Annotated in this window: 19 protein-coding genes and 3 pseudogenes; 10 read left to right on the top strand and 12 right to left on the bottom strand. The window is 58.6% G+C overall.

The window, feature by feature from the left end; all coding sequences use genetic code 11:
- Positions 1-243 precede the first annotated feature (243 nt).
- Both BLW24_RS02860 and BLW24_RS02855 read right to left on the bottom strand, forming a co-directional pair.
- Entirely contained in the window at positions 244-1,224 is a 981-nt protein-coding gene (locus BLW24_RS02860) for an IS5 family transposase (RefSeq protein ID WP_090375775.1), read from the bottom strand.
- Between the two features lie 54 nt (positions 1,225-1,278).
- Entirely contained in the window at positions 1,279-2,079 is an 801-nt protein-coding gene (locus tag BLW24_RS02855) for a site-specific integrase (RefSeq protein ID WP_244161073.1), read from the bottom strand.
- Positions 2,080-2,443: 364 nt separating this feature from the next.
- On the opposite strand from BLW24_RS02855, the gene BLW24_RS02850 reads away from it, so the two are divergent.
- The 6 genes and pseudogenes from BLW24_RS02850 (at position 2,444) to BLW24_RS02835 (ending at position 9,639) form a co-directional block, all read left to right on the top strand.
- The gene (locus BLW24_RS02850; protein ID WP_090376442.1) at positions 2,444-3,088 is read left to right on the top strand and encodes an MBL fold metallo-hydrolase; all 645 of its coding nucleotides are present in this window, start codon (positions 2,444-2,446) and stop codon (positions 3,086-3,088) included.
- A gap of 113 nt (positions 3,089-3,201) precedes the next feature.
- Positions 3,202-3,858, top strand: coding sequence for a YiaD family glycine zipper/OmpA-like lipoprotein (locus tag BLW24_RS02845; protein WP_090376438.1), 657 nt, complete (start codon positions 3,202-3,204; stop codon positions 3,856-3,858).
- A 176-nt stretch (positions 3,859-4,034) separates the two neighbouring features.
- Positions 4,035-4,764: pseudogene (locus BLW24_RS27085) on the top strand (CHASE domain-containing protein); the annotation flags it as partial.
- Positions 4,756-5,448 (top strand): PAS domain-containing protein, encoded by a 693-nt coding sequence (locus BLW24_RS27080; RefSeq protein ID WP_420875022.1) that lies wholly within the window; start codon positions 4,756-4,758, stop codon positions 5,446-5,448. The pseudogene BLW24_RS27085 and the gene BLW24_RS27080, both read left to right, overlap by 9 nt.
- Positions 5,408-7,417, top strand: coding sequence for a response regulator (locus BLW24_RS27075; protein ID WP_420874976.1), 2,010 nt, complete (start codon positions 5,408-5,410; stop codon positions 7,415-7,417). The genes BLW24_RS27080 and BLW24_RS27075 overlap by 41 nt, the downstream gene beginning before the upstream one ends.
- Positions 7,418-7,488: 71 nt before the next feature.
- Positions 7,489-9,639, top strand: a complete 2,151-nt coding sequence (locus BLW24_RS02835; RefSeq protein WP_090376435.1) for a putative bifunctional diguanylate cyclase/phosphodiesterase — start codon at positions 7,489-7,491, stop codon at positions 9,637-9,639.
- 28 nt (positions 9,640-9,667) lie between these two features.
- On the opposite strand, the pseudogene BLW24_RS02830 reads toward BLW24_RS02835, so the two are convergent.
- The 4 genes and pseudogenes from BLW24_RS02830 to BLW24_RS02815 all read right to left on the bottom strand — a co-directional run bounded on the left by BLW24_RS02830 (position 9,668) and on the right by BLW24_RS02815 (position 14,486).
- Positions 9,668-10,566, bottom strand: a pseudogene (locus tag BLW24_RS02830) (acyltransferase).
- Positions 10,567-10,805: 239 nt separating this feature from the next.
- Positions 10,806-12,899, bottom strand: coding sequence for a phosphate acetyltransferase (gene pta / locus BLW24_RS02825; protein WP_090376432.1), 2,094 nt, complete (start codon positions 12,897-12,899; stop codon positions 10,806-10,808).
- Positions 12,900-12,926: 27 nt separating this feature from the next.
- Positions 12,927-14,114: an acetate kinase gene (locus BLW24_RS02820; protein WP_090376429.1), complete on the bottom strand. Its 1,188-nt coding sequence runs from the start codon at positions 14,112-14,114 to the stop codon at positions 12,927-12,929.
- A complete protein-coding gene (locus tag BLW24_RS02815) occupies positions 14,115-14,486 on the bottom strand; it encodes a DUF3565 domain-containing protein (RefSeq protein WP_090376426.1) in 372 nt (123 codons plus the stop codon). It lies immediately after the preceding gene.
- Between BLW24_RS02815 and BLW24_RS02810 the strand changes: the two genes are divergently transcribed.
- The 3 genes and pseudogenes from BLW24_RS02810 to BLW24_RS02800 all read left to right on the top strand — a co-directional run.
- Positions 14,455-14,940 (top strand): FKBP-type peptidyl-prolyl cis-trans isomerase, encoded by a 486-nt coding sequence (locus tag BLW24_RS02810; RefSeq protein WP_090376422.1) that lies wholly within the window; start codon positions 14,455-14,457, stop codon positions 14,938-14,940. The two genes, BLW24_RS02815 and BLW24_RS02810, sit on opposite strands and share 32 nt — an antisense overlap.
- A 223-nt stretch (positions 14,941-15,163) precedes the next feature.
- On the top strand, positions 15,164-15,646 hold the full coding sequence (locus BLW24_RS02805) for a glutathione peroxidase (protein WP_090376419.1): 483 nt from the start codon (positions 15,164-15,166) through the stop codon (positions 15,644-15,646).
- A gap of 95 nt (positions 15,647-15,741) precedes the next feature.
- Positions 15,742-16,137 (top strand): annotated as a pseudogene (locus BLW24_RS02800) (nitroreductase family protein); the annotation flags it as partial.
- 46 nt (positions 16,138-16,183) lie between these two features.
- On the opposite strand, the gene tnpC reads toward BLW24_RS02800, so the two are convergent.
- From tnpC to BLW24_RS02785, 3 genes are all read right to left on the bottom strand, one after another.
- Positions 16,184-17,740, bottom strand: a complete 1,557-nt coding sequence (gene tnpC, locus BLW24_RS02795) for an IS66 family transposase (RefSeq protein ID WP_090375563.1) — start codon at positions 17,738-17,740, stop codon at positions 16,184-16,186.
- Between the two features lie 18 nt (positions 17,741-17,758).
- Complete coding sequence (tnpB, locus tag BLW24_RS02790; protein WP_244161054.1) at positions 17,759-18,154, bottom strand: IS66 family insertion sequence element accessory protein TnpB; 396 nt, start codon at positions 18,152-18,154, stop codon at positions 17,759-17,761.
- A gap of 214 nt (positions 18,155-18,368) precedes the next feature.
- Positions 18,369-19,643 carry a type I restriction endonuclease gene (locus BLW24_RS02785; protein ID WP_244161071.1) on the bottom strand — a complete coding sequence of 425 codons (1,275 nt, stop codon included), beginning with the start codon at positions 19,641-19,643 and terminating at the stop codon, positions 18,369-18,371.
- 31 nt (positions 19,644-19,674) lie between these two features.
- Between BLW24_RS02785 and BLW24_RS02780 the strand changes: the two genes are divergently transcribed.
- Positions 19,675-20,655: an IS5 family transposase gene (locus tag BLW24_RS02780; RefSeq protein WP_090376416.1), complete on the top strand. Its 981-nt coding sequence runs from the start codon at positions 19,675-19,677 to the stop codon at positions 20,653-20,655.
- Between the two features lie 1,010 nt (positions 20,656-21,665).
- On the opposite strand, the gene BLW24_RS02770 is transcribed toward BLW24_RS02780, so the two are convergent.
- The 3 genes from BLW24_RS02770 to BLW24_RS26130 form a co-directional block, all read right to left on the bottom strand.
- Positions 21,666-22,400 (bottom strand): DUF6882 domain-containing protein, encoded by a 735-nt coding sequence (locus BLW24_RS02770; RefSeq protein WP_090376415.1) that lies wholly within the window; start codon positions 22,398-22,400, stop codon positions 21,666-21,668.
- 211 nt (positions 22,401-22,611) lie between these two features.
- The gene (locus BLW24_RS02765; RefSeq protein WP_090376412.1) at positions 22,612-23,394 is read right to left on the bottom strand and encodes a substrate-binding periplasmic protein; all 783 of its coding nucleotides are present in this window, start codon (positions 23,392-23,394) and stop codon (positions 22,612-22,614) included.
- 309 nt (positions 23,395-23,703) lie between these two features.
- Complete coding sequence (locus tag BLW24_RS26130) at positions 23,704-24,210, bottom strand: hypothetical protein (protein ID WP_244161070.1); 507 nt, start codon at positions 24,208-24,210, stop codon at positions 23,704-23,706.
- Positions 24,211-24,243: the final 33 nt, after the last annotated feature.

The following is a 24,243-nucleotide window of genomic DNA, read 5'->3' as shown; positions in this document are numbered from 1 at the left end:
CCCTATTTGGCGAGCTCACTGCCCTGTAACCCTCATGGTTTCTGGGCTGAATTTTTCGAGAAAGGACTTTTTCAGACCATCCTTTGCATTAACTTAGGGATGGTCTGAAGTAGCCCTGTATTTCCGGTCAACTTCAGCCTCCGCTGATTTTGAAAGCGGAAAACTGATCAAAAACGATCAAGTCATCCGCTCATTTCGGTGTTTCTGGCCGCCGCGAGCACCTCGCAGCGGTCATTTCCCACATTACAGGCGCACCTCTCCTGCATTCGTCAGCAAATGTCGACGGGCCATCCACAGGTTCGACAGGGCGAACAGCGTTACCAGTTGTGCGGTGTTTTTGGCCAGGCCACGGAAACGCGTCTTCACATAACCGAACTGACGCTTGATCACCCGGAACGGGTGCTCGACCTTGGCGCGAACTTGCGCCTTGGCCTTCTCGATCTTGCGCTTGGCTTTGTACAGCGCGCTGCGCTTACTCAACGTGTTGTACGTACTGCGGCGGGCTGCGATCTGCCAGATCACTTCACGGCCTTCATGTTCTGGCCGCTTCTCTACGCCGGTGTAACCCGCGTCGGCACCCACCATGTTTTCTTTGCCGTGTAGCAGCTTGTCGACCTGAGTAACGTCTGCAACATTGGCTGCCGTGCCGACCACGCTATGCACTAAACCCGACTCGTCATCGACGCCGATGTGCGCCTTCATGCCGAAGTAATACTGGTTTCCCTTCTTGGTCTGGTGCATTTCCGGGTCACGCTTACCGTCCTTGTTCTTGGTCGAACTCGGCGCATTGATCAGCGTGGCATCGACGATGGTGCCTTGGCGCAATGACAAACCGCGGTCACCCAAATAGCCATTGATGACGGCCAAGATGCCCGCAGCCAGTTCGTGTTTCTCCAGCAATCGGCGGAAGTTGAGGATGGTGGTTTCGTCGGGAATGCGCTCCAGGCTCAGACCCGCAAACTGGCGCAGGATGGTGGTCTCGTACAGAGCCTCCTCCATCGCCGGGTCGCTGTAGCCGAACCAGTTCTGCATCAAATGAACCCGTAACATCGCCATCAGCGGATAGGCTGGACGTCCGCCTTCACCCTTGGGGTAATGCGGTTCGATCAAGGCAATCAAACCCTTCCACGGCACAACCTGATCCATCTCGATCAGGAACAGCTCTTTGCGGGTTTGCTTGCGCTTGCCGGCGTACTCGGCGTCGGCGAAGGTCATCTGCTTCATCGGAAAACTCGGCGGGTGGAGTTCAGGTATTTTGCCAAATTCAGGAAGTCTTCTTCAGGGTTTCCTTAGCTTCTTCGCCAAATCCTCTGTCCTTGGGTGGTAGTAGCGCATAAGCATGCGCGTGTCTTGATGGCCGGTAATTTTGGTTAGTTCATGGAGAGGGAATATTTCGGCAAGGCGCGAAGTGGCCTCGTGGCGCAGGTCGTGAAATCGCAGGTCGGCGAGGAAAGTATCCTTGGCTGATAGCTCTTCAGCCTTCTTCTGCTCTAGTCCTTGGGATTCTAGATGCCGCTTGAGTCCTGTCTCGTAGGTGCTCCGCGCGTCACCAAGGGCGTCCAAAAATGCTTTGGTGATAGTGTCTGGTTGGCTTCTGAATACTCGGCCGCCCTCTAGCTTTGGCTGGCTTTCAACGATTGCGGCAGCTCGGCTGGAAAGCGGTACGCCGCGTGAAGAACCATTCTTCGTCATTGGGAGGAGGGCAGTCCGCTTTTTCAGATCTACATTGGCACGGAGCAGCCCGGAAATCTCGCCGCGGCGCATACCTGTTTCAACAGCAAATCGGACGATCTGAGGCAGCTCGGTTGAGCGCGAGTGGCGGCAGATCATTTCCAGCTCATCTAGATGCTCGCAAGCCAGTTTGCCACTCTGGAACGTCCACACATCAGCGCTGAGAATGCGTCTGTCCCTGGCATCATCGACGCTGGGCTGGCGAATGAGCTCAACCGGGTTGTTCAGTGACTCCATACGCCATTCCTTTCTGGCGATGGTGAACACGTGGGAGATCAACGCTAATTCCCTGCGGACGGTAGCCGGTGCTAAGCCTTCCGCAAGTCGCTCATCGCGATAGCTGGCCAAGTCGGCACCACGAATGCTAGCGAGCGAAGGGCGAGAGGGTGGCGCTGCATAGCTTGGATGCGAGATAGCTCGGAGGCGCTGCTTCGTTTCTTGCTGGTCACTTCGCTAGCATATGTCTCCAAGGCTTTGGAGAATGAGGTGGATTCAGCCTCATTTCGGCTAGCGAACACACCGGCATCCATTTCACGTTCAATCATCGTCGCCCAGGTCTTGGCTTCGGCCTGGGTATTGAATGTCTTGGTTTGCAGGGGCCATCCTTTGCGTCTGACCTGCACTTGCCACTGGGATGGGCCGCGCTTCCGAAAAGTCGCCATTTCTAATCTCGGTGTGACAAAATTGTGCCAAATATCATAAGGGAATACCAATGGAAGCCGCAAATCCCGTGCTAATACGCGAAACCTTTCCCGTCGGGCCTTTGCAGTGCAACGGCACAATCATCGGTGACCCTGTAACCAAGAAGGCCATCGTGGTCGACCCGGGTGGAAATCCCGAGCTGATCATGGCGCGTCTGGAGGCCCATGGGCTGAAGGTGGTGAGCATCATTCACACCCATGCCCACCTGGATCACTTCCTTGCCTCAGGGCAGATGAAGGAGAAAACCGGGGCGACCCTGCATCTGCACAAGGAGGATCAGTTCCTCTGGGACAACCTGGAGATGCAGTGCCGCATGTTCGGCGTGCCCTATACGCCTGTGCCGGCACCGGATCAGTGGTTGAGTGATGACGAGGAGCTGGCCTGCGGTTGCGGCGTCGCCCTGCATACGCCAGGGCATACCCCGGGTTCGATGAGCTTCTGGTTCCCCCAGGACAAGCTGCTGATTGCCGGCGATACCCTGTTCAAACGTGGCATCGGCCGCACCGACTTGTGGGGCGGCGATTACCCGACCATTGAGCGCTCGATCAAGCAGCGGCTGTACAGCCTAGACGAAGACGCCACCGTGGTGACTGGCCATGGCGCCGATACGCGCCTCGGTGATGAAATGCGCGATAACCCGTTTATCCGTGCCTAGCAGGTCATGTGTTTGCCTGCTCAATTACCTCTGAAAATGAACTTTAGCTATGTATCGGGCTCGAAAACTCAGGTGCAAAACCTGTCCCGATCCGATATTCAAAGGAAGTACGCATGAAGCTGTGGCGAAATCTGGCTGTTGTTACCCTCGGTCTTGGCGTACTCGCCGGCTGTACCACCAATCCCTATACCGGTGAACGCGAGGCAGGCAAAGCGGGCATCTACGGTGGTGTTGGCGCAGTTACTGGTGCGGTAATCGGTGCAGCTACTTCCAGCAAGAAAGACCGCGCAAAAGGCGCCTTGATTGGCGCGGCAGTCGGTGGTGCGGCCGGTGGCGGTTACGGCTATTACGTTGATACTCAGGAAGCCAAGTTGCGCCAGACCCTGCAAGGCACTGGCGTGCAAGTACAGCGCAATGGTGATGACCTGAAGCTGATCATGCCAGGCAACATCACCTTCGCCAGCAACTCGGCGGACATTTCCAGCGGCTTCTACCCAACCCTCAATTCGCTGGTCACCGTATTCAAGGAGTTCAACAAAAACGGTGTGGATATCGTTGGCCATACCGACAGCACCGGCTCGTTCGAGTTGAACCAGAACCTTTCCAACCGTCGTGCACAAAGTGTTGCCTCTTACCTGAGTGCCAATGGTGTTCCGGCTTCGCGTTTGTCGTCCTACGGCGCGGGGCCGAGTCAGCCGATTGCCAGCAATGCCAATGAAGCAGGCCGCGCGCAGAACCGCCGGGTAGAAATCAACCTGCGTCCGCTGTAACCATAAGGCGTCTTCATATAAAGCCGCGTATTCGCACGAATACGCGGCTTTTTTATACCTGCAATTTAGACTCGGCCGCCTGTTCAATTCGTGACTAGACTGCTGGCAGTGGTTCCTATAACCCTGCTGCATCGGCGCGTTGCCTGCGCCGGACATGGACGACAACTGGAGCAATCATGGACGACAGGCCTGTTCCTACTTCGCGTAAACCCTGGCTGCCATTGTGGGTCACCCTGGCCTTGTTGCTTGGCCTGGGGGCCTTGATCGTCTGGCAGTGGCAGGTTTTCGAACAGCGTGAGCGCGAGCAGAGCCAGCAGCGCTTCGAGCAGGAAGCGCAGGACATCGGCCAGCGGGTGAAAAACCGCATGCACGTCTATGAAATGGCCTTGCGCGGCGTTTCCGGGCTGATGACCGGCAGTGATCATGTGTCCCTGACCGAATGGGATCGCGCCCTCGATCAGCTGCAGCTGCAGGACCGTTATCCGGGCACCCTGGCCCTGGTATGGTCGCGGTATCTGCGTGCCGAACAGCTTGATGCTTTTCTGGCTGCGCAGCAGAGCCAGGGGCGAGCGGACTACCAGCTTTCCCCAGTAGGGGCGCGCGAGCATTACCTGTTGATCGACTACATCAGCCCGCTGGATTGGCGCAACCGAAGGGTGCTGGGTTACGACATGCTCAGCGAAGCCGTACGGAGTGCCGCAGTTGAGCAGGCCATCGACAGTGGTCAGGCAATTCTCAGTGCGCCGGTCACCTTGCGCCAGGAAATCGAGGCCAATGTGCAGGGGGGGGCTGCTGTTCCTGCCGGTGTACCTGCCTGGCATGCCGCTGAGTAGTGTGGAGGAACGCCGGGCGGCCTTGCTCGGCGTGGTGCATGGGGCGTTTCGCAGCCATGAGCTGATGGAGGGCATTCTCGGGGCGCAGAGCCAGCGCTTTGATGTGGTGATCAAGGATCAGCAGGCCTTGCAAACCCCGTTGTTAAGCGCCGAGGAGCAGGGTGCTTCCCCGCAGCCACGCTTTCAGCATGAACTGGAATTACCCTTGTATGGACGCAACTGGGTGCTACAGGTAACCAGTACACCCGCCTATGAGGCGGCCTTCTCCAGCCGTAGCGGTATCAGTTTATGGATCGGCCTGGTGGCTGCGGCCCTGTTGGCCTTGCTGGTTGGTGGATACCTGTATTTGCGTGAGCGCGAGATGCATGCCAACCACCTGGCCACCAACAAACTGCGTGAGCGCGAAGAGCGCTTTCGCCTGCTGGTCGAGCGGCTGCCGGTGGCGACGTTGCTGTGCAACGCCCAGGGTCGGATCGAGATGGCTAACCGCAGCGCCGCCGATCTGCTCGACTCGACGCCCGAGAGCTTGGTCGGTGAACGGGTCAAACGCTTTTTGCCGAGTGTCGAGCAGCTTAGTGCTCTGGCCATTGATCACGACACCTCCGAGCGATCCAACGAATACCTGGCGCGCGGTGATCTCGGCGAGGAAATTCCGGTGGCTCTGAGCCTGAGCGTGCTGGGCGACTCCGGTGGGGTCAATTACCTGATCAACCTGATTGACCTGCGCGCGCAAGGCCGCCGAACAGCGCCTGCGTGATCAGGCTGATCAGTTGACTTTGGCCAACCGCTACAAATCCGAGTTCCTGGCTAATATGTCCCATGAGCTGCGCACGCCGCTTAATAGCATCCTGATTCTCAGCGACCAGTTGCGCTTGAACAGTGCCGGTAACCTGACCGAGAAGCAGGCCAAACATGCCGATATCGTGCACCGGGCCGGCAGTGACCTGCTGCAGTTGATCAACGATGTGCTCGATCTGGCCAAGGTCGAATCCGGGCGCATGCAGCTCAAGCTCGAGCCGTTGAACATGCAGGACATTCTCGTCGAGCTTGATGCCAGCCTGCGGCCGATGGCCGAGATCAAGGGCCTGCGCTTACATACCCAGCTAGAGGCCGGAGTGCCGCGGGTGATTCACACGGACCGCATCCGCCTGCAACAGATTCTGCTCAACTTGCTGTCCAATGCCCTTAAGTTTACTGAGCACGGTGAGGTCAGCTTGACGGTGTCCTGCGCCAGTGGCGAGCCGGAGGAGGGCTATGAGCTGCTCAACTTCAGCGTGCGCGACAGCGGTATTGGCATCCCCCCCGAGCAGCATGAGCAGATATTTCAGGCCTTTCAGCAGATTGATGGTTCCACCAGTCGGCGCTTCGGTGGCACCGGGCTGGGGTTGGCCATTACCCGTCAGCTGGTACTGGCCATGGACGGTGAGATCAGCCTGCAAAGCGCGCCTGGTGAAGGCTCCTGCTTTACCGTGCACCTGCCGGTGCGAGTGGTGGCGCAGGCCCATACGGGGCCTGTAGCAGGCGCACCGCAACGCAGCGGTGAGGGCCCGGCTGTGCTGATTGTCGAAGACGATGTGAATTTTGCTGCGGTACTCGCCGAAGAGGCCCATGCCCACGGCTTTTCCAGCGTGCATTGCCGCTCTGGGTTGCAGGCGCTCAACCTGCTGCAAAGCGAGCACTTCAGTGCGGTGATCTTGGATATTCTGCTGCCGGATATCAGCGGTTGGCAGCTGTTTCGCCGCCTGCGTGGCCAGGCCAGTCATCGCAACACGCCGGTGCATATCATCTCCTGCGTGCCGCAACCGGTGGACTGGAACGATGACGGCACGCGCTACCTGGTCAAGCCGATTCAGCGCGCTGACCTGGAGCAGGTGTTTGTCGACCTGCAACAGCTTGACCAGTCCCCAGCGCAGCGCCTGTTGCTGGTCGAAGATGTCGAGGTTGAGCGTGAACATTACCGTGAGCATCTGCAGCAGTTGGGCTTTGATGTGCTGGCCTGCGCGCGCGCTGATGAGGCGCAGCAGGCCTACGCCGGCGGCATGTTCAACGCATTGGTGATCGACCTTGATCTACCCGATCAAGACGGCTTTGAACTGCTGGAAACCCTCAACCGCCAGCGCCCCCTGAATGGCACGCGGGTGGTGATCAATACCGGTGTCGATGTTACCCGTCAGGCCCTGCAGCGCCTGCGCCGTTACAGCGCGGTGGTGGTGCACAAACACGGCGAGGACATGCAGGAGCTGAGCGAGGCGGTGCAGGGCTTTCTTGGCAGCGTGCGCGACCCCGCGCGGCTGGGACGCCCGAGAGTCGAGAATCCGCTGGAAGGCCGGCGCGTGCTGTTGGTTGATGATGATGTACGCAACGTCTATGCCCTGACCGCTTTGCTTGACGAGGTGGGGCTGATCATCAGCTCGGCCAAGGACGGTCAGGAGGCAATCAATGCATATGAGCGCGAGCCGTTCGACCTGATCCTGATGGATATGGCCATGCCGACCATGGACGGCTACACCGCCACACGGCTGCTCAAGACCGAACACGGCTGCAGCATTCCGATCATCGCCCTGACTGCCCATGCGATGAAAGGCGACAGAGAGAAGTGCATCACCGCGGGTGCTGATGATTATCTGGCCAAACCGGTCAGCCGCGAGGCTTTGCTTGAGCTGCTGGTGCGCTGGCTGGCTATTGCCGATCCATATGTCGGCACATCTGTCGCGCCATCGCAGTAGTTTTGCTGTGGGCTGCTACTCTCAACCGCAATAGGAGTCGCAAGGCGCTCGCCAGGGACAAGGGAGAAGTTATGGCGCATGTACAGCTGAATATCGTGCCCAGTACGCAGATTTTGCTGGTAGTGGATGACCGACCGGAAAACCTGGTGGCTATGCAAGCCCTGCTGGAAGAGGGCGACTGGCAACTGCGTTGTGTCGACTCGGGCGAGGCCGCCCTGCAGTGTCTGCTCGAAGAGGACGTCGGCCTGGTGCTGCTGGATGTACAAATGCCGCACATGGATGGCTTCGAGGTCGCCCGGCTGATGCGCGGCAACCCGTGTACTCGCTACACCCCGATCATCTTCGTGTCCGCCATCGCGCAGACCCAGGAATCGGTGATCAAGGGCTACGCCACCGGCGCGGTGGATTTTATGCTCAAACCGTTCGATACCAACGTATTACGTCATAAGATTCACGCCCTACTTGAGCATGAGCGTAATCGCAGCGAGCTGCTGCAACTGACTCAGCAACTAGACACGGCGCGGGCCTTCAATGCCTCGGTGCTGGATAACGCCGCCGAAGGCATCATGGTGGTGGGTGAAGATGGCCGGATCAATTTCGCCAACCCGGCGATGGCGCGCATGCTTGGAGGCTCGATCAGCGATCTGGAAGGCAGTGAAATGCTCTCCTATCTAGTCAGCCCGAAAGTCACCAGCGACTGGCGTCTGTCCGAGTTTTACCTGCAATGGCGTCGCGGTGAGTCTTACCGCCTACACGATGCCAGCCTACGCACCTTGAATGGAGGGCAGGTGCCGGTGGCGCTTTCCTGTTCGCCCATGCCGCGCCTGCAGCATGCCATGGTGGTGATGGCGCTGGATATGTCGGTTGTGCGTCATTTGCATCAGCAACTGGAGTCGCAGGCGATTACCGACGCCTTGACTGGTCTGCTCAACCGCCGTGGTTTCTATCAGGCGCTGGAGTCGGCGTTGTCGCGGATCAATCGCAGTGGTCAGCGTATGGCGGTGCTCTATCTCGATCTGGATGGCTTCAAGCGGATCAATGATTCCCTCGGTCACGACGTGGGCGACCGCTTGCTCAAACTGGTTGGCGAGCAGCTCAAGACCAGCCTGCGCCCCTATGACAGCCTGGCGCGGATTGGTGGCGATGAGTTCACTGCCCTGCTCGACAGCCTGGAACACCCGGAAGACGCTGCGCGCATCGCCGAAAAGCTGATTGAGCAGGTGTCGGTGCGGCATAACCTCGACGGCATCGAGGTGACTCTGGGCGCGAGTGTGGGCATTGCCTGTTTCCCCGAGTGTGGGCAAACCGTGGAAGATTTGCTGCGCGCTGCTGACATGGCCATGTATGAGGCCAAGCGCACCGGTCGTCAGCAGTACCGGTTCTTTTCCCCGGAAATGAATGGCCGTGCGCGCTCACGGTTGATGCTCGAGGAAAGCCTGCGCAACGCTATCGAGAATGATGATTTCGTGCTGGTCTACCAGCCGCAGATCTACCTGGAGAGCGGGCGCCTGCGTGGCTTCGAAGCTTTGCTGCGCTGGCAACATCGGGTTGCCGGCACCGTGGCGCCAGGGGTGTTTATTCCGTTGCTGGAGGAGACACGTCTGATCAACCGCCTGGGCGGCTGGATCTTCCAGGCTGGGATCGAAAAATGCCAACAGCTGAGCCAGCACTTCGGCAACGAACTGGTGCTCAGCCTGAATGTCAGTCCGGTGCAGTTCGGTATGCCGCAGCTGGTCGATGATCTGCGCCGGGTGCTTGAAGAACACCAGTTGAACCCTCGGCAACTGGACGTGGAAGTCACCGAAGGCGCGCTGATGCAGGATCTGCAAGCCAGCCAAGAACAGCTGCGTCAGTTGCGCAAGCTCGGGGTGAAAATCGCCATCGATGATTTCGGCACCGGTTATTCATCGCTGGCTTACCTGCGTCATTTCGAACTGGATACGCTGAAGGTTGATCGCCTGTTTGTCTCCAATATGCTCGACTCGCCGCGTGACGCTGCGGTGGTCAGCACTATCATCGATCTGGGCCGCAATCTGGGGCTGGAAGTGATCGCTGAGGGTGTGGAAACCATGGCTCAGCGTGATTGGCTGGCGGCGCACAACTGCGCAATCATGCAGGGCTTTCTAGTCGCGCCGGGGCTAGACGCCGAGCAGATCAACACCTTCCCCGCACAGCTGGATTGGCACAATTTGCCGTTACGCAATGAAAAGCCCGCTGGCTAGGCGGGCTTGAGGTGTCGGCGATAGCCGCCTAGCGTGCGGGATAGCGCTGTTTCAGCTCGTCGAGTTGTGCATCCTTGTCCAGCCACAGCTGGTTGACCCACTGCTGGAACTGCAGGCGGTAGGCTTCGTCCTGATCGTAGTTGCCGCCGAGGAATTCCTCGGGAATCTGCAGTTGATCGAAGCGCACCACCACCTGCTCAACTCGCCCGCACAGCAGGTCCCAGAAACCGGGGGTGCCCTGTGGGTAGTGGATGGTGACGTTGATCAGGCTATGCAATTGCTCCCCCATGGCATCCAGCACAAAGGCAATACCGCCGGCCTTGGGTTTGAGCAGATGCTTGAACGGTGATTGCTGTTGCGCGTGCTTGGCCGGCGACAGGCGCGTGCCTTCCAGGAAGTTGAACACCGATACCGGGTTGGTCTTGTAGCGCTCGCAGGCCTTGCGCGTGGTGGCCAGGTCCTGGCCGCGTTTTTCCGGGTGCTTGGCCAGGTATTCCTTGCTGAAGCGCTTCATAAACGGGAATTCCAGCGCCCACCAGCACAGGCCAATCACCGGCACCCAGATCAGCTCCTGCTTGAGGAAAAACTTCAGCAGCGGCATGCGCCGGTTGAGCTGGTATTGCAGCACCAGAATATCCACCCAGCTCTGGTGGTTACCAGGTAGGAGTGCTGTTTGTCGAAGCCGCTTAGGCCCGCAACATCCCAATGCGTGCGGCCAACCAGGTTCATCCAGAACTTGTTGGTACTGATCCAGAACTCGGCAATCCCATGCATGACAAAGCGCAGTCCACGCTGGATCACTGGAATGGGCAGCAGCAGTTTGAGCAAGGCCACGGCAAACAGCGGCCAGCAGCAGATCAGGGTATTCAGGGCGAGCATCAGGCCGGCAAGCAGGCCGCGCAGTGGAGCAGGCAGGAAATGCAGCATTGGGGCAGGAGCCTCCAGAAAATGGGCCCAGGCTGGTTGCGGGCCACTGCCGTGGCGCTCAAGCGGCTTGATCCCTGACTTATCTACGCCTGTGGTTTTCCACCACAGATCGGTCGGCGCACAGGTTAACGCCTGTGCATCGAACTGCAAGCCTTTCGAAACGTTGGTGATCGCCGCGTTTCGCGGATTTTTAGCGCTTTTTCTGGCCAGGGCCGCCGCTGAGCGGCCCTGGCTGTGTATTACTGCGGCAGGTTGGCGGCCTGAATCGCGGTCAGGGCGATGGTGTAGACGATGTCATCGACCAGTGCTCCGCGCGACAGGTCATTTACCGGCTTACGCAGACCCTGCAACATCGGCCCGACGCTGACGCAATCGGCGCTGCGTTGTACCGCCTTGTAAGTGGTGTTGCCGGTATTCAGGTCAGGGAAGATAAATACGGTGGCACGGCCGGCGACCGGGCTGCCGGGGGCCTTCTGTCGGCCGACACTTTCAATCGCCGCCGCGTCGTATTGCAGCGGGCCGTCGAGCAGCAGTTGTGGGTCGAGGGTTCGCGCCAGGCGGGTGGCCTCACGGACCTTCTCGACTTCCTCGCCGCTGCCGGAGTCACCGGTGGAGTAGCTGAGCATCGCCACCCGTGGGGTGATACCGAAGGCGCTGGCCGAGGCCGCGCTTTGCAGGGCAATTTCCGCCAGTTCCACCGCCGTCGGGTCGGGGTTTACTGCGCAATCACCGTAAACCAGCACCTGGTCGGGCAGCAGCATAAAGAACACCGACGACACCAGCTTGTAGCCCGGTGCAGTCTTGATCAGCTGCAGGGCGGGGCGGATGGTGTTGGCAGTGGTGTTGATCGCCCCGGACACTAGGCCGTCGACTTCATCCAGGGCCAGCATCATGGTGCCCAGCACCACGGTGTCTTCCAGCTGTGCGGCGGCCATCGGCGCGTTCAGCCCTTTGCCCTTGCGCAACTCGACCATGGGCTCGACATAGCGTTCGCGAATCAGGTCCGGGTCGAGGATTTCCAGCCCTTCCGGCAGTTCGATACCGTGGGCGTTGGCCACCGCGTGAACATCCTCCGGCTTGGCCAGCAGTACGCAGCGGGCAATGCCGCGCGCCTGGCAGATGGCGGCGGCCTGCACGGTGCGCGGCTCGCTGCCTTCCGGCAAGACGATACGCTTGTTCGCCGCCTTGGCGCGCTGCACCAGCTGATAGCGGAACGCCGGCGGCGACATGCGCAGCTCGCGCGGCGTGCCACAGCGGGCGAACAGCCATTCGTGGTCGATATGGCTGGCGACGAAGTCGGCGACTGTCTCCGCGCGCTCCTTGTCGTCGACCGGGATTTCCTTGTTCAGGCGGTTGAGATTGGTTGCGGTGTCGTAGGAGCCGGTGCTGACCGTCATCACTGGCAAGCCGCCCTGCAAGGCACCTCGGCACAGTTCGATGATCCTCGGGTCGGGAGCAAAGTCGCTGCACAGCAGCAGACCGGCCAGCGGCATGCCGTTCATCGCGGCCAGGCTGGCGGCGAGGATGATGTCGTCGCGATCTCCTGGCGTCACCACCAGCGTGCCGGGTTTAAGCAGTTGCACTGTGTTGGCCACAGCGCGGGCGCAGAGCACGATTTTCAGCATGCGCCGCTGCTCGTAATCGCCGGCATTCAGTACCCGCGCGCCGAGCAGGTCTGCGATGTCGCGGGTACGCGGCGCATTCAGTTCGTCCTGCCAGGGGATGCAGCCGAGCAGGCGGAAGTCATCGCCCTTGAGCAATGGCGAGAGTTCTTTCAGGCGATTGGCGAAGGCTTCGGTGCCATCGTCGCTGCGGACCTTGTTGAGGATCACCCCGAGCACTTTTTCGTCTTTCGGCCCACCAAACAGCTGGGCCTGGATTTCCACCCGATCGCTCAGTTCGCTGAGGCTTTCCTGCTCCGGTGCGGAGACCAGAATCACCTCGGCATCCAGGCTCTTGGCCAGGTGAAAATTGACCCGCGCGGCGTAACTGGCCTGGCGCGTCGGCACCATGCCTTCGACGATCACCACGTCTTTGCCTGCAGCGGCCTGTTGATAGAGGCTGATGATTTCTTCCAGCAGTTCATCCAGCTGGCCGTCGCCAAGCATGCGTTCGACATGGGCCAGGGCCAGCGGTTTTGGCGAGTGCAGGCCATGGGTGCGGGCGATAAGCTCGCTGGAACGCTCTGGGCCCAAATCGCCCTGATGCGGTTGGGCGATGGGCTTGAAAAAGCCGACCTTGAGGCCGGCGCGCTCAAGGGCGCCGACCAGGCCCAGGCTGATTGAGGTAAGGCCGACACCGAAACCGGTGGGGGCAATAAAGAAAGTGTGCATTCGCGCTCCGTAGTAGTCAGGTGACGATCAGGCTTCAAGTAGCGCCAGGGTGTCGAGGGCAATCTGTCGTTCTTCATTGGTGGGTACGACCATCACGCGTGGGTGCCCGTGTGCTTGGATCGGTCCGGCCGCGCCGCGCACGGTGCGGGCATTGGCCTGTTCGTCGAGTGCCAGGTTGAGCAACTTCAGATGCGTGACGGTCTTGCTGCGGATCAGTGCCGAGTTCTCGCCGATGCCGCCGGTAAAGACCAGGCCGTCGAGTTGTGGCAGGGCGCAGCTCATGGCCGCCAGGGATTTGGCCAGGCGGTAGCAGAACACCTCGACGGCCAGGATGGCGCCGGCATGGCCCTGTTCGCGGGCTTGCTCCAGAGTACGCATGTCGTTGGACAGGCCAGACAGCCCCTGCAGGCCACTGTCTTTATTGAGCATGTCTTCGATCTGCTCCAGGCTCCAGCCCAGGGTGCGCGCCAAGTGGCTGTGCAGATTGGGGTCGACATCGCCGCTGCGCGTGCCCATCACCACGCCTTCCAATGGCGTCAGGCCCATGCTGGTGTCGCGGCTTTGCCCATCGACGATGGCGCAGGTCGAGCAGCCATTGCCCAGGTGTGCCACCAGCCAGCTGCTGGCATTGACCGGTAGCCCGGCCATTGCTGCGGCGCGCTGGCTGACAAAACGGTGGCTGGTGCCGTGGAAGCCATAACGGCGTACACCGTGTTCGCGGTACAGGTGCTCGGGCAGGGCATAGCGGTAGGCGTGTTCGGGCAGGGTCTGGTGAAAGGCCGTATCGAACACGGCCACCTGAGTCAGGTCGGGGAACAGCTTGATCGCCGCCTCGATGCCCAGCAGATTGGCCGGGTTATGCAGCGGTGCCAGCGGCGCGGTGGCGCGAATCGCCGCAAGACTTAACGCATCCAGGCGGCAGGCCGCGGTGAAATGTTCGCCGCCATGCACCACTCGGTGGCCAATACCGTGCAGTTGGCCGCCAGCTGCGGCCTGCACCAGGGGCAATACCTGGGCGAGGGCGGTGCGGTGATCGGCATGGGGCAGAATCAGGCTGTCTTTGTTGTCGCCTTGTTGCCAGTGGACCTGTGCATCCGGGCTACCCAGGCGCTCGGCCAGGCCGCTGAGGATAAAGGCATCTTGCGTTTCGTTGATCAGGGCAAACTTGATTGATGAACTGCCGCAGTTGATCACCAGAATATTGCGTGCGGGCATTTACCGCTCCTTGTTCAAATCTTGGTTCGGGCGTTCTGTCATCGCCTCGCTTGCGCCATTTTCAGCCGCGCACCAGCCGCAGAGGAAAGGTTCACCCAGGTGCGCCTGGCGTTGTTGAGCATCCAGCACCCACGCACGATTCTGCCAGGGCGGCTGGTGGCGCAGGTGCTGAGTATGGCCGCAGGACAATACTGCCACCCAATGGCCGTGCTCATCCTGACGAAAATCAAGCACGCGCACTGAGGCCGCGCTTGGCCGTCCGTCTGTGTCCGGTTCGCTTTCGCGCGTGCCCTTGGGTAAACTTGGCCGTTCTTTATTTCTAAGCAAAAGGTCTCGCCCCATGCTGATCGCCGCCAATAAGGCCGTCTCCATCGACTATACCCTGACTAACGATGCCGGTGAGGTGATCGACAGTTCCGCAGGCGGCGCGCCGCTGGCTTATCTGCATGGTGCCGGCAACATCATCGGCGGCCTGGAAAAAGCCCTGCTGGGCAAACAAGCCGGCGACGAGCTGGAAGTTGCAGTCGAGCCGGAAGACGCCTACGGCGAATACAGCGCCGAGCTGGTCGCCACCCTCAACCGTTCGATGTTCGAAGGTGTGGACGAGCTGGAAGTTGGCATGCAGTTCCACGCATCCGGTCCAGACGGCGGCATGCAGATCGTCACCATCCGTGAACTGGACGGCGACGACGTGATCGTTGACGGCAACCACCCACTGGCTGGCCAGCGTCTGCACTTCAAGGTCAAGGTTGTCAGCGTGCGTGATGCCAGCGAAGAAGAAGTTGCGCATGGCCATATCCACGGTGAAGGTGGTCATCACCACTAAGGTTTAGCCTTATGCCACGGCCGCGAGTCGACTTATGGTCGTATCAACCGCTGGCCCGGCTGCTAAGCTGCAACAGAAGAAAGGCGCCTTCAGATAGGCGCCTTTTTTATGACCCGCCATCTTTGGCGGTCACCCTGCGGGCCGTCGCGGTGCGACGTTAAAAATGGCTCCCGGCCATTTCTTGTCCGCTACACGTAACCTGTGTGTTCTCAAGGAGTTAGCCATGAGTGCCTTTCACGACCTCAACCTGCGTGCACTGGATGGCCAAGAGCTGCCGCTGGCACCCTTCAAGGGGCAGGTGGTGTTGGTGGTCAATGTCGCCTCCAAGTGCGGCCTGACGCCGCAGTACGCCGGCTTGGAAAAGCTCTATCAGCAATACAAGAATCAGGGCTTCAGCGTGCTGGGCCTGCCGTGCAACCAGTTTGCCGAGCAGGAGCCCGACAGTGAGGAAACCATTCGCGAGTTTTGCAGCCTCAACTACGGCGTGACCTTCCCATTGGGCAGCAAGCTTGAGGTGAATGGGCCGGAGCGGCATCCGCTGTATCGTCTGCTGGCAGGCGAGGGTGCCGAGTTTCCAGGTGATATCACCTGGAATTTCGAGAAATTTCTCGTCGGTCACGATGGCCGCGTACTGGCGCGCTTCTTCCCACGCACCACGCCGGATGATCCGAGCATCATTCAGGCTATCGAAAAGGCTTTGGGCTAAGGCCATTTGCGCCAAGGCTGCGGACTATCCACCGCAGCCGCTTGTTCAGCACGCGGCATCGCGGCTTAATCGGGCAACCTGCCGAGGATGCCCCGATGAGCCTGTTTCCCTCCGACACCGCCATTTCACCCGCTAGTCCCGCCGCGCTGCGTGAGCTGATCGAGCGTCGACGCGCGGTGCGTCGCTTTACGGCCGAAGCGGTGCCCTATGATGTGGTGCGTGATTGTTTGGAGCTGGCGGTGCTGGCGCCCAACTCCTGCAACCTGCAACCCTGGAGTTTTCAGGTGATTCGCGATCCGGCGTTGCTGGTCCGTTTGCACCCGGTGTGCATGAGTCAGAACGCGGCCAAGGCGCCACTGATCATTGCCGTGCTGGCGCGCCCTGACACCTGGAAACAGGCCTGCCAAAACATCATCGACTATTGGCCTGAACCGCAAGTGCCGGCGCGAATTCGCAGCTTCTACAGCAAAACCGCCCCCTTTCAGTACAACGTAAGCGCTCCATAGACCCCACCTCCCTCTGGAGAGGTTTTGCGTTTTACAGTGGCGTCGTTGGTTGGCAGTTCCAAGGCAGCAGCGCTTCGTAGGCTTCAACGCTGTTGGCCAGCGGCAGGCGTTCGAGGACATGGCGCAGCCAGGCGTAGGGCTCCTGGCCATTGGTCTTGGCGGTTTCCACCAGGCTGTAGAGTTGGGCGCTGGCGGTCGCGCCTTTCGGCGTGTCGCTGAACAGCCAGTTCTTGCGACCTATGACGAAGGGCCGGATCGCGCGCTCGGCAGCGTTGTTATCGATCGGCAGGTGGCCAGCCTCGATGTAGCGTTCGAGTCGGCTCCAGTTGCTCGCCAGGTAGTTCACTGCTTTGCCCAGGGCATTCTGCGCCGTGACCTGCGGCTGGGTTTTCTCCAGCCAGGTCTTGAGCTGATCGAGGAGCGGTAGGCTGTGCTGCTGGCGGCCCCGGTAGCGCTGTTCATCGCTGGCATCCTTAAGTTCGCGCTCGATGCCGTAGAGCTTGTTGATCATCCCCAACGCGATGTCGGCACGCCCGGTTTTGCCCTTCGGTTGCACCTTTTGCGCTTCGACGAACTTGCGCCGCGCATGCGCCCAGCAGGCCAGGCGCTCAACACCTTGTTGTGCGGCCACGGCGTTGTAGCCGGCGTAATCGTCGGTCATCAGGTAGCCGCGATAACCGTCGAGCAGGCGCAGCGGCACCTCCTGCGCGCGGCTGGTTGTGTAGTCGAAGAGGATCACCGGTTTGCCAGGCGGGCCACCGGTCTGCACCCACATCCAGGAGTGGCTGCTCGGATCGCGCCCAGGCTCCTTGAGCACCTGCACGCGGGTTTCATCGCAGTGGATCACCGGACTGTCCAGCAGCCTGTCGCGCATCAGGTTGAGCAACGGTTGTAGCAGTTCGCCGCACTGGATCACCCAGCGCGCCAGGGTCTGCCGGGGGATGTCGATGCCATGGCGACTGAGCATCTTTTCGAAGCGATACAGTGGGATGCCGTCGGCGTATTTGCTGGTCAGCAGCATCGCCAGCACGCTCGGGCTGGCCAGCCTTTTCTCGATCAGTTGGGCCGGTTTGTCAGCGGTGACCGGCGCGCTTTCGCAGGCCTTGCAGGCATAGGTCTTGCGAATGTGGCGGATCACCTGAACCTGCATCGGGATGATTTCCAGCTGCTCGCTGGTTTCTTCGCCGATGGCCTGCTTGCGGCAACCGCATTCGCAGGTCAGTTCGTGTTCGGGCAGTTCGTGGATGACCTCGACACGCGGTAGTTCGGCCGGTAACGGCTTGCGCTTGCCGCGGCGCTTGGTCGGCGCAACGACTTCTTCCTCGACCTCAGCGGCCGGAGCTTCAGCCGCCGCTTCGGCCAGGCTTTCCGCTTCGTTGAACATCTCTAGCTGCGGTGAATCCGGGTCGCTGCTCTGCTCGGATTTACGGCCGAACAGGCGCTGGATCAACAGCGCGTTTTGTTCGCGCAGGCGCTCGATCTGCCCATCCTTGTCCTTGGCCAATTCCTGCGCCGACGACAACACCTCAGCGAGCAATTGCTTGAGCGCGGCGGGGTCATCAGGAAGGGTTTCGGGCACAGAAATCATGCCGTGGATTATACCGGCTCAGGTGACGAACCTAGGGGTCAAAACCTGGTGCGGCCGGTTGCGCCACAGGTCGATACCGTCCAACAACCAGTTCAACTCCTGGGCCGTCAGCACGATCGCATCTTCGCCAGGTTCCGGATGCGACTTGAAGCGTTCAGCCTCCAATCGCTTGAGCCACAGGCAAAAGCCGTTGCGCTCCCAATACAAAATCTTCACCCGGCTGCGCGCGCGGTTGAGGAAGACGAACAGCACCGGGTCGAACACCGCCACCTTGATATCCAGCTCGACCAGGGCGGCCAGGCCATCGATGGATTTTCGGAAATCCACCGGCTTGGGGTATAGATAGACTTTTTCGACTTTGGCGTCGGGGCGCATCATGACGGCTGGCTCCAGAAAGAAATTGGAGCTCAGCATTGGCTGGCCTGCGGATCATTTGTAGATGAGGTTTATGGAGCGCTTACTTTCATCAGGCGGCGCGGGAGTATCAGGCGAAGAAGCTTGAGCGTCGTAGCGAGGCTGCGTTGGTCTGATCCGAGTGGTGTTTTAAACCAAAGGCCCATCGATTGATGGGCCTTTTTTGTTTTGAGAGTTGATGGGTATTGCTGTGCTTAACCCATGCTACGTGCTGTTAGTAGAAGCTTATGGTTGTTTTCAGTTGATCAGCAAAATCATAGATTTCGTCGAGTGAGCTGATGGGGTGGCGCGTTTCGTTCTTTTCTTGGTCGAAAATACCGATATATTTTTGCGTGCGGTTGAAGTGCAAGCGGCATATCGGTTTGCGATTGTTATCGTCTAGCAATATCCCAAAGTAACTTTGAGTGTCGCGTTGAATAATGCGTTTGGAGTCAACAACGGAACGCACAATGGCTTTGACGATGTGATAGCCCTCAAGCTCTTCTAAGGTGGTCAGAACCTTGTCTTCTGTAGTGTCATCAATTTGCTCATTCGCAGGATCTGCTGGTGACGAAGTCGTGGCCGCGTAACTGGGTTGAATGGCTCCGCTCATTGCGGACTTTAGGCGGTCGTTGATTTGGTCGTTCAAGAATTGTGCGACTGCCTTGCGGGTCAACTCTGCAAATTGTTCGCGCACTTTTTGAGTGATCATCCCTTCGTAAACACGGGATGCAAAGAATTTTACGAAGTCGTCGTCAGGCTTGGTGAATTGAAGTGCGATTTGTTTTTTTATCTGGCTTACATACTTCAACTCGCCCGCTGCGTTGACTATAGATTCAACATCGAAGGCTGATTTTGTAAGTTTTACAAGTTCGGGTACCGCGTGCTCGTCGATATCTAGCAGGTCGAGTTCAAGGAAGGGCTTCTCATCCATTTTGTTTGGGGCGTCAAGGTCAGTGAAGAATTTATAGACTTGACCATTAGTTAGGATTGAGATTCTGGCGTTTGTTACATGAAAGTAGCGGAAGAGCTGTGAGGCATGGTTGAGGTTAAGCGGTTCGCCAATTTTCTTACATTCGATCAGTATCTGAACTTCGCCATCTTTTAATATTGCGTAGTCAATTTTTTCACCTTTCTTCGTCCCAATGTCACAGACGAATTCTGGGGTTACTTCCCTTGGGTCGAATACGTCATAGCCGAGAACGGTGTTTATAAATGGCATGACAAATGCGTTTTTTGTGGCTTCTTCCGTTTTAATTGCACTTGCCTGCTGGCGGATTTTTGCTGAAAGGCTGTTTAACTTCTCGAAGAACTCCATGTTTAGCTCCTTGCTATTGATGCGGTATTTTTCTGTGCGCCCGTAGGATGGATTGAGCGTAGCGATACCCTTCAATAATGGCCATTCGAGATCATCATTCGTTTTGCTGTTCTCCTGCGGTAGCAGTGTCCTCGCCGCCTCTGCGTTGCCCGGTCTAAGGATGGTCTGAAAAAGACTTCCTGATTTTGGCAAAATATCCGCACTCCACCCGCCGAGTTTTCCGATGAAGCAGATGACCTTCGCCGACGCCGAGTACGCCGGCAAGCGCAAGCAGACCCGCAAAGAATTGTTCCTGATCGAGATGGATCGGGTAGTGCCATGGAAAGGGTTGATCGCTTTGATCGAGCCGCATTATCCAAAGGGTGAAGGCGGCCGACCGTCCTATCCGCTGATGGCGATGCTGCGAGTGCATCTGATGCAAAACTGGTTCGGTTACAGCGATCCGGCGATGGAAGAGGCGCTGTACGAGACCACCATCCTACGCCAGTTTGCCGGGCTGACTCTGGAGCGCATTCCTGACGAAACCACCATCCTCAACTTCCGCCGCTTGCTGGAAAAACACGAACTGGCTGCCGGCATCCTGGCCGTGATCAATGGCTACCTGGGTGACCGTGGTTTGTCGCTGCGCCAAGGCACCATCGTCGATGCCACGCTGATCAACGCGCCGAGTTCAACCAAGAACAAGAACGGTAAGCGTGACCCTGAGATGCACTCAACCAAGAAAGGCAATCAGTATTACTTCGGCATGAAGGCGCACATCGGGGTGGATGACGAGTCTGGCTTGGTGCACAGCGTGGTGGGTACTGCCGCCAACGTGGCGGATGTCACCCAGGTCGATAAGCTGCTGCACGGCGAGGAAAACATGGTGGGGGCCGATGCCGGATATACCGGTGTCGAGAAGCGCCCCGAGCATGAGGGCCGTCAAGTGATCTGGCAGGTTGCAGCACGGCGTAGCACTTACAAGAAACTCGGTAAGCGCAGCGCGCTGTACAAAGCCAAGCGCAAAATCGAGAAGGCCAAGGCCCAAGTGCGAGCCAAGGTCGAGCATCCGTTTCGGGTGATCAAGCGTCAGTTCGGTTATGTGAAGACGCGCTTCCGTGGCCTGGTCAAAAACACGGCGCAACTGGTGACTTTATTCGCGCTGTCAAATCTGTGGATGGCGCGCCGAGATTTACTGACGAATGCAGGAGAGGTGCGCCCGTAATGCTGGAAATGGCTGCCGCGAGGTGCTCGCGGCGGCTAAAAACACAGAAATGAGCCGGTAATCTGATCGTTTTTGATCGATTTATCACTTTCGAAATCAGCAGAGGCTGACGTCAGCCAGAAATGCATGGCTACTTCAGAGGATCCCTAACGGTTCCGCCCTTACGGCGGGTCACTTTTGGCAGTTGCCCCAAAAGTAACCAAAAGGTCTTGCCCCTTGCATCTGGGTCTCGCTGCGCTCGACTTCCCTCGTTCCATCATCGCTCCAGGGGCACGCCGCGAAGGGCCATCCCTGGCCCATCGCGGCTCTCGCGGCATCCATGCCGCTCAACCCCTTACGCAATGATTCCACTCGGCCTTCTGATGGGGCGTTTGGCGTCGTCTGTGTAATCGCTGATTGAAAAGCAAAAATCATGGCGGGTTTCACCTGCCCACAAGTCTACGAACCCGTAGAAGTGGCCCATGGCCGCGATGCTTTGGTCTTTGTTCTGCTTTTGCCTTTCGCTCTGCCTTCCACAAATCACCCAAACAACGCGGTCTCCGGGTCCCGTCAGGAGGCCGAGTGGAGGTGCTGTGTAGAGGGGCGTTTGGCATGGATGCCAAACGAGGAACGATGGGCCAGGGATGGCCCACCGTGACGACCCTCGGAACAGCACCGGAGCGAGGGAAGTTGAGCGCAGCGAAACCCGGATGCCGGGCGCGCTTTCTCTTTGGTTACTTTCTCTTTGCGCGCGCAAAGAGAAAGTAACTCGCCGTAAGGGCGAAACCAGTAAGTAGAGCCAATACAAGAGCGGCGGAATACCTACGTTCAACCAGCCGCCGATTTTCCGCGATAGCAAGTAGCGAGTAGGGTGGATGACACTTTTTTCATCCACTATTTGGGGCGGTGTTTATCTGTGCTTTGTGCTTTAGATTCGCCGTAGATGCGTTTGACGCTGGCGACGCCGTATTGATGGCTTAAAGCCAAACGATGGCCGGGTAGGAGAGAGCGAGCCAAGCCTATTGCAACCTTTAGCTCACCCAGCGGGCTTCACGTACCACCATGTAGAGAAATCCATTTTCACCGGGGGCTCTATAAGAGCCGATGGCGCCCAAGTGCTTGGCCATCACTGCCGTCATTTCCCAGCCGTCGACCGGGTCTGCCGACCAGGTGGCACAAGCTAGTTTCAGCAAGTTCAATGTGTCACCTAGCTCGCGGACTTCCCGAGACCTTGCCTTGACCAGTTCCAGAAACGACTCATTCGCCCAGGCCCACATCCAGGAGTCGGAACGGTTTGAGAAGGTGCCTACGAAATCGACATCACACTCCACCGTCGGTGTGCCCTCATTCGAGAAAATAAGCTTGCCGGTTTCCTGATACCAATCCCAGCGGCTGTGCTCGCCAATCTTGTAGGTGGTCATAAAGCTGCTCTGCTGCTCTTGCAGATAGTTGAAGCTATCGGTGATCAGCGTATGCAGCGTGTCTTCATCTTGAAGCCAATTAAGCTCTCGGATATGGCAATAGCACTCTGCGCACACCAGGCGGATACCCGCAAACGTCTCGGCGCGATCATTCCATTCCCCCTCTTGTTCCAGCATCGCGTCACATTGATCACACCATGCATCGGGGTAGAGATTTTCAGGCTGCTCCGGGTCATAACCCACATTGAATCCCAGGGCCTCACCATCATTGAGATGGCGACAGAGGAACGTAGCTGTGCTGGTACCATGCACGCCACATTCAACTTTCTGCTCTTCGTCGCTCATAGCGTTTCCTTAATAGAAGTGGGGCAGATGCGTCGCCGTAAGGGCGAAGAACGTAATTCCGATCAATTGTGTATCAATCGGCCCAATTCATCGTTGAGCCACAACACTTGCGCAACGATTCCACTCGGCCTTCTGATGGGGCGTTTGGCGTCGTCTGTGAGATTGGTGTTCCACATAGCTCCCACGCTTCTGCGTGGTAGCCATCTCTGGGTTAGTGCCCTACTTGAGCGTCTTGCGGGACGCGAAAGCCTAGTCGCGCTTTCATGTTCAGTTCCAGTTCCGCCACGCGCCCGCTGACGATGAGTCTGTTTAGTTCTTCTTCAAATATTTTCGACAGGCGTTCGCCGTCGGGATGGTTTTTGGAAAAGCTCAGCCAGAAGCCATCGAGGGAGATCATGCCCACACGCTCGATTTTGCTACCCAGCTGTTCATCGAGGATGCGCAGTTGGCCGGGCAGGGTGTTCATGATGATGAAGTCCACCCGGCCCTTGATCAGCATTTTGAGCAAGTTGGCGTCCGACTGAGCAACAGAGCGTTCGATTCTGGGGTTCTGCATAAAGTCGGTGGGGTAGGTGTAGGCGTTGGTAATGCCGACTTTGTACTGCTCCAGGTCTTTGCTGCTGAGCTCCGGTTTGAAGCGCCCGCGCAGGGCGAAGATGGCCAGGCCCTCATGGAACATGGGCGTGGGGTGCCAGTAGAACTGGTCACGGTTCTCGTCGGTGATGGTGACGTTGAAGCAGGCAACGGTGCGCCCGGTCTCGGCGTAATGCAGGCAACGTGAGAAAGGTACGGTGACAAACTCCACTCCAATGTTGCGCCGGGCAAAAATCTCGCGCACCAGTGTTGGGGTAAAGCCATCTGGTTCTGGACTGTCGGCACGTTTGGCGGAGTAGGGTGCCCAGTCATCTTCGGCGGCAATCAGGATGCGTTCTGCATGGGCCTGTGCAGCAAATATGGATACAAGTACTGCCAGTGCATATCGCCGTATGCTCATGCTGTGTTCCGCCAGTGTGCAGAGGACTCTGCCGAGTACAGTGAGTATAGGTTGCCTTACTTGGTTGAACGCTGGTGAGACGGATGGTCATCCGCTTGACGCGGGGTTTTTGGTGTCCGGCTGTGGGGTGCAGTTGAGCGCCGGCGTGGTGAACACCTAGTCGGATGTCAGGTACGTTGTGGATGCGCTGAAGGGGTGTCCGCCCAGTGTCGTTATATGGGGGCGTTTGCAACTCGTGTAAACAACCAGCGAGTAGGGTGGATGACGCTGTATCCATCCACCACTGCGATCGTTGCCCGAGCGACTGGCTTACTTCTGGGCCAGATTGAGCTGGTTATAGTCCTGAATAAACTCGCGCAGGATGTCGTCCAGGGCCAGTTTGGTGGATTGCTGGATGGCGTTTTTCATGGCGAAGGAGCCGCCCCAGAACATTTTGCCGCCCTGGCTTTTGCCCTCGACCTTGTAGGTTTTGGAGAACAGCTGCTGCTCGTCCGCGCTGACGTTCACCTTCAGGGTGATGTAGGCGCGGAAGTCGGCGAAGCGGTATTCCTGCAGCTCGAAGCTCAGCAGCGGCAGATCAGCACTCTGGCGCGCTTCGAGGCGGCCGAAGGCTTGTTGTACGTCCGCCGATTGCAGGGTGTTGTCGAGCATCTGGCCGAAGTTGACGATCCACAGGTTGGCATGGCCCACGACGGCGGAGCGGAATTCGTAATGGTGGCTGCTGGTGGCCGGGCTCAGGGCGTAGGCGGCAGGGCCGTTGGCGCTGGGCAGCTGGCTGTCCCCGGTATTGTTGCTCAGGTAGGCGGGGTTCGGCAATCGGGTGTTTGATGGTGCAACCGGTCAGGGTGG

Origin of the sequence: Pseudomonas anguilliseptica (assembly GCF_900105355.1) — a bacterium.
Taxonomy (GTDB): domain Bacteria; phylum Pseudomonadota; class Gammaproteobacteria; order Pseudomonadales; family Pseudomonadaceae; genus Aquipseudomonas; species Aquipseudomonas anguilliseptica.
This window is presented reverse-complemented; position numbering and strand designations above follow the sequence as displayed.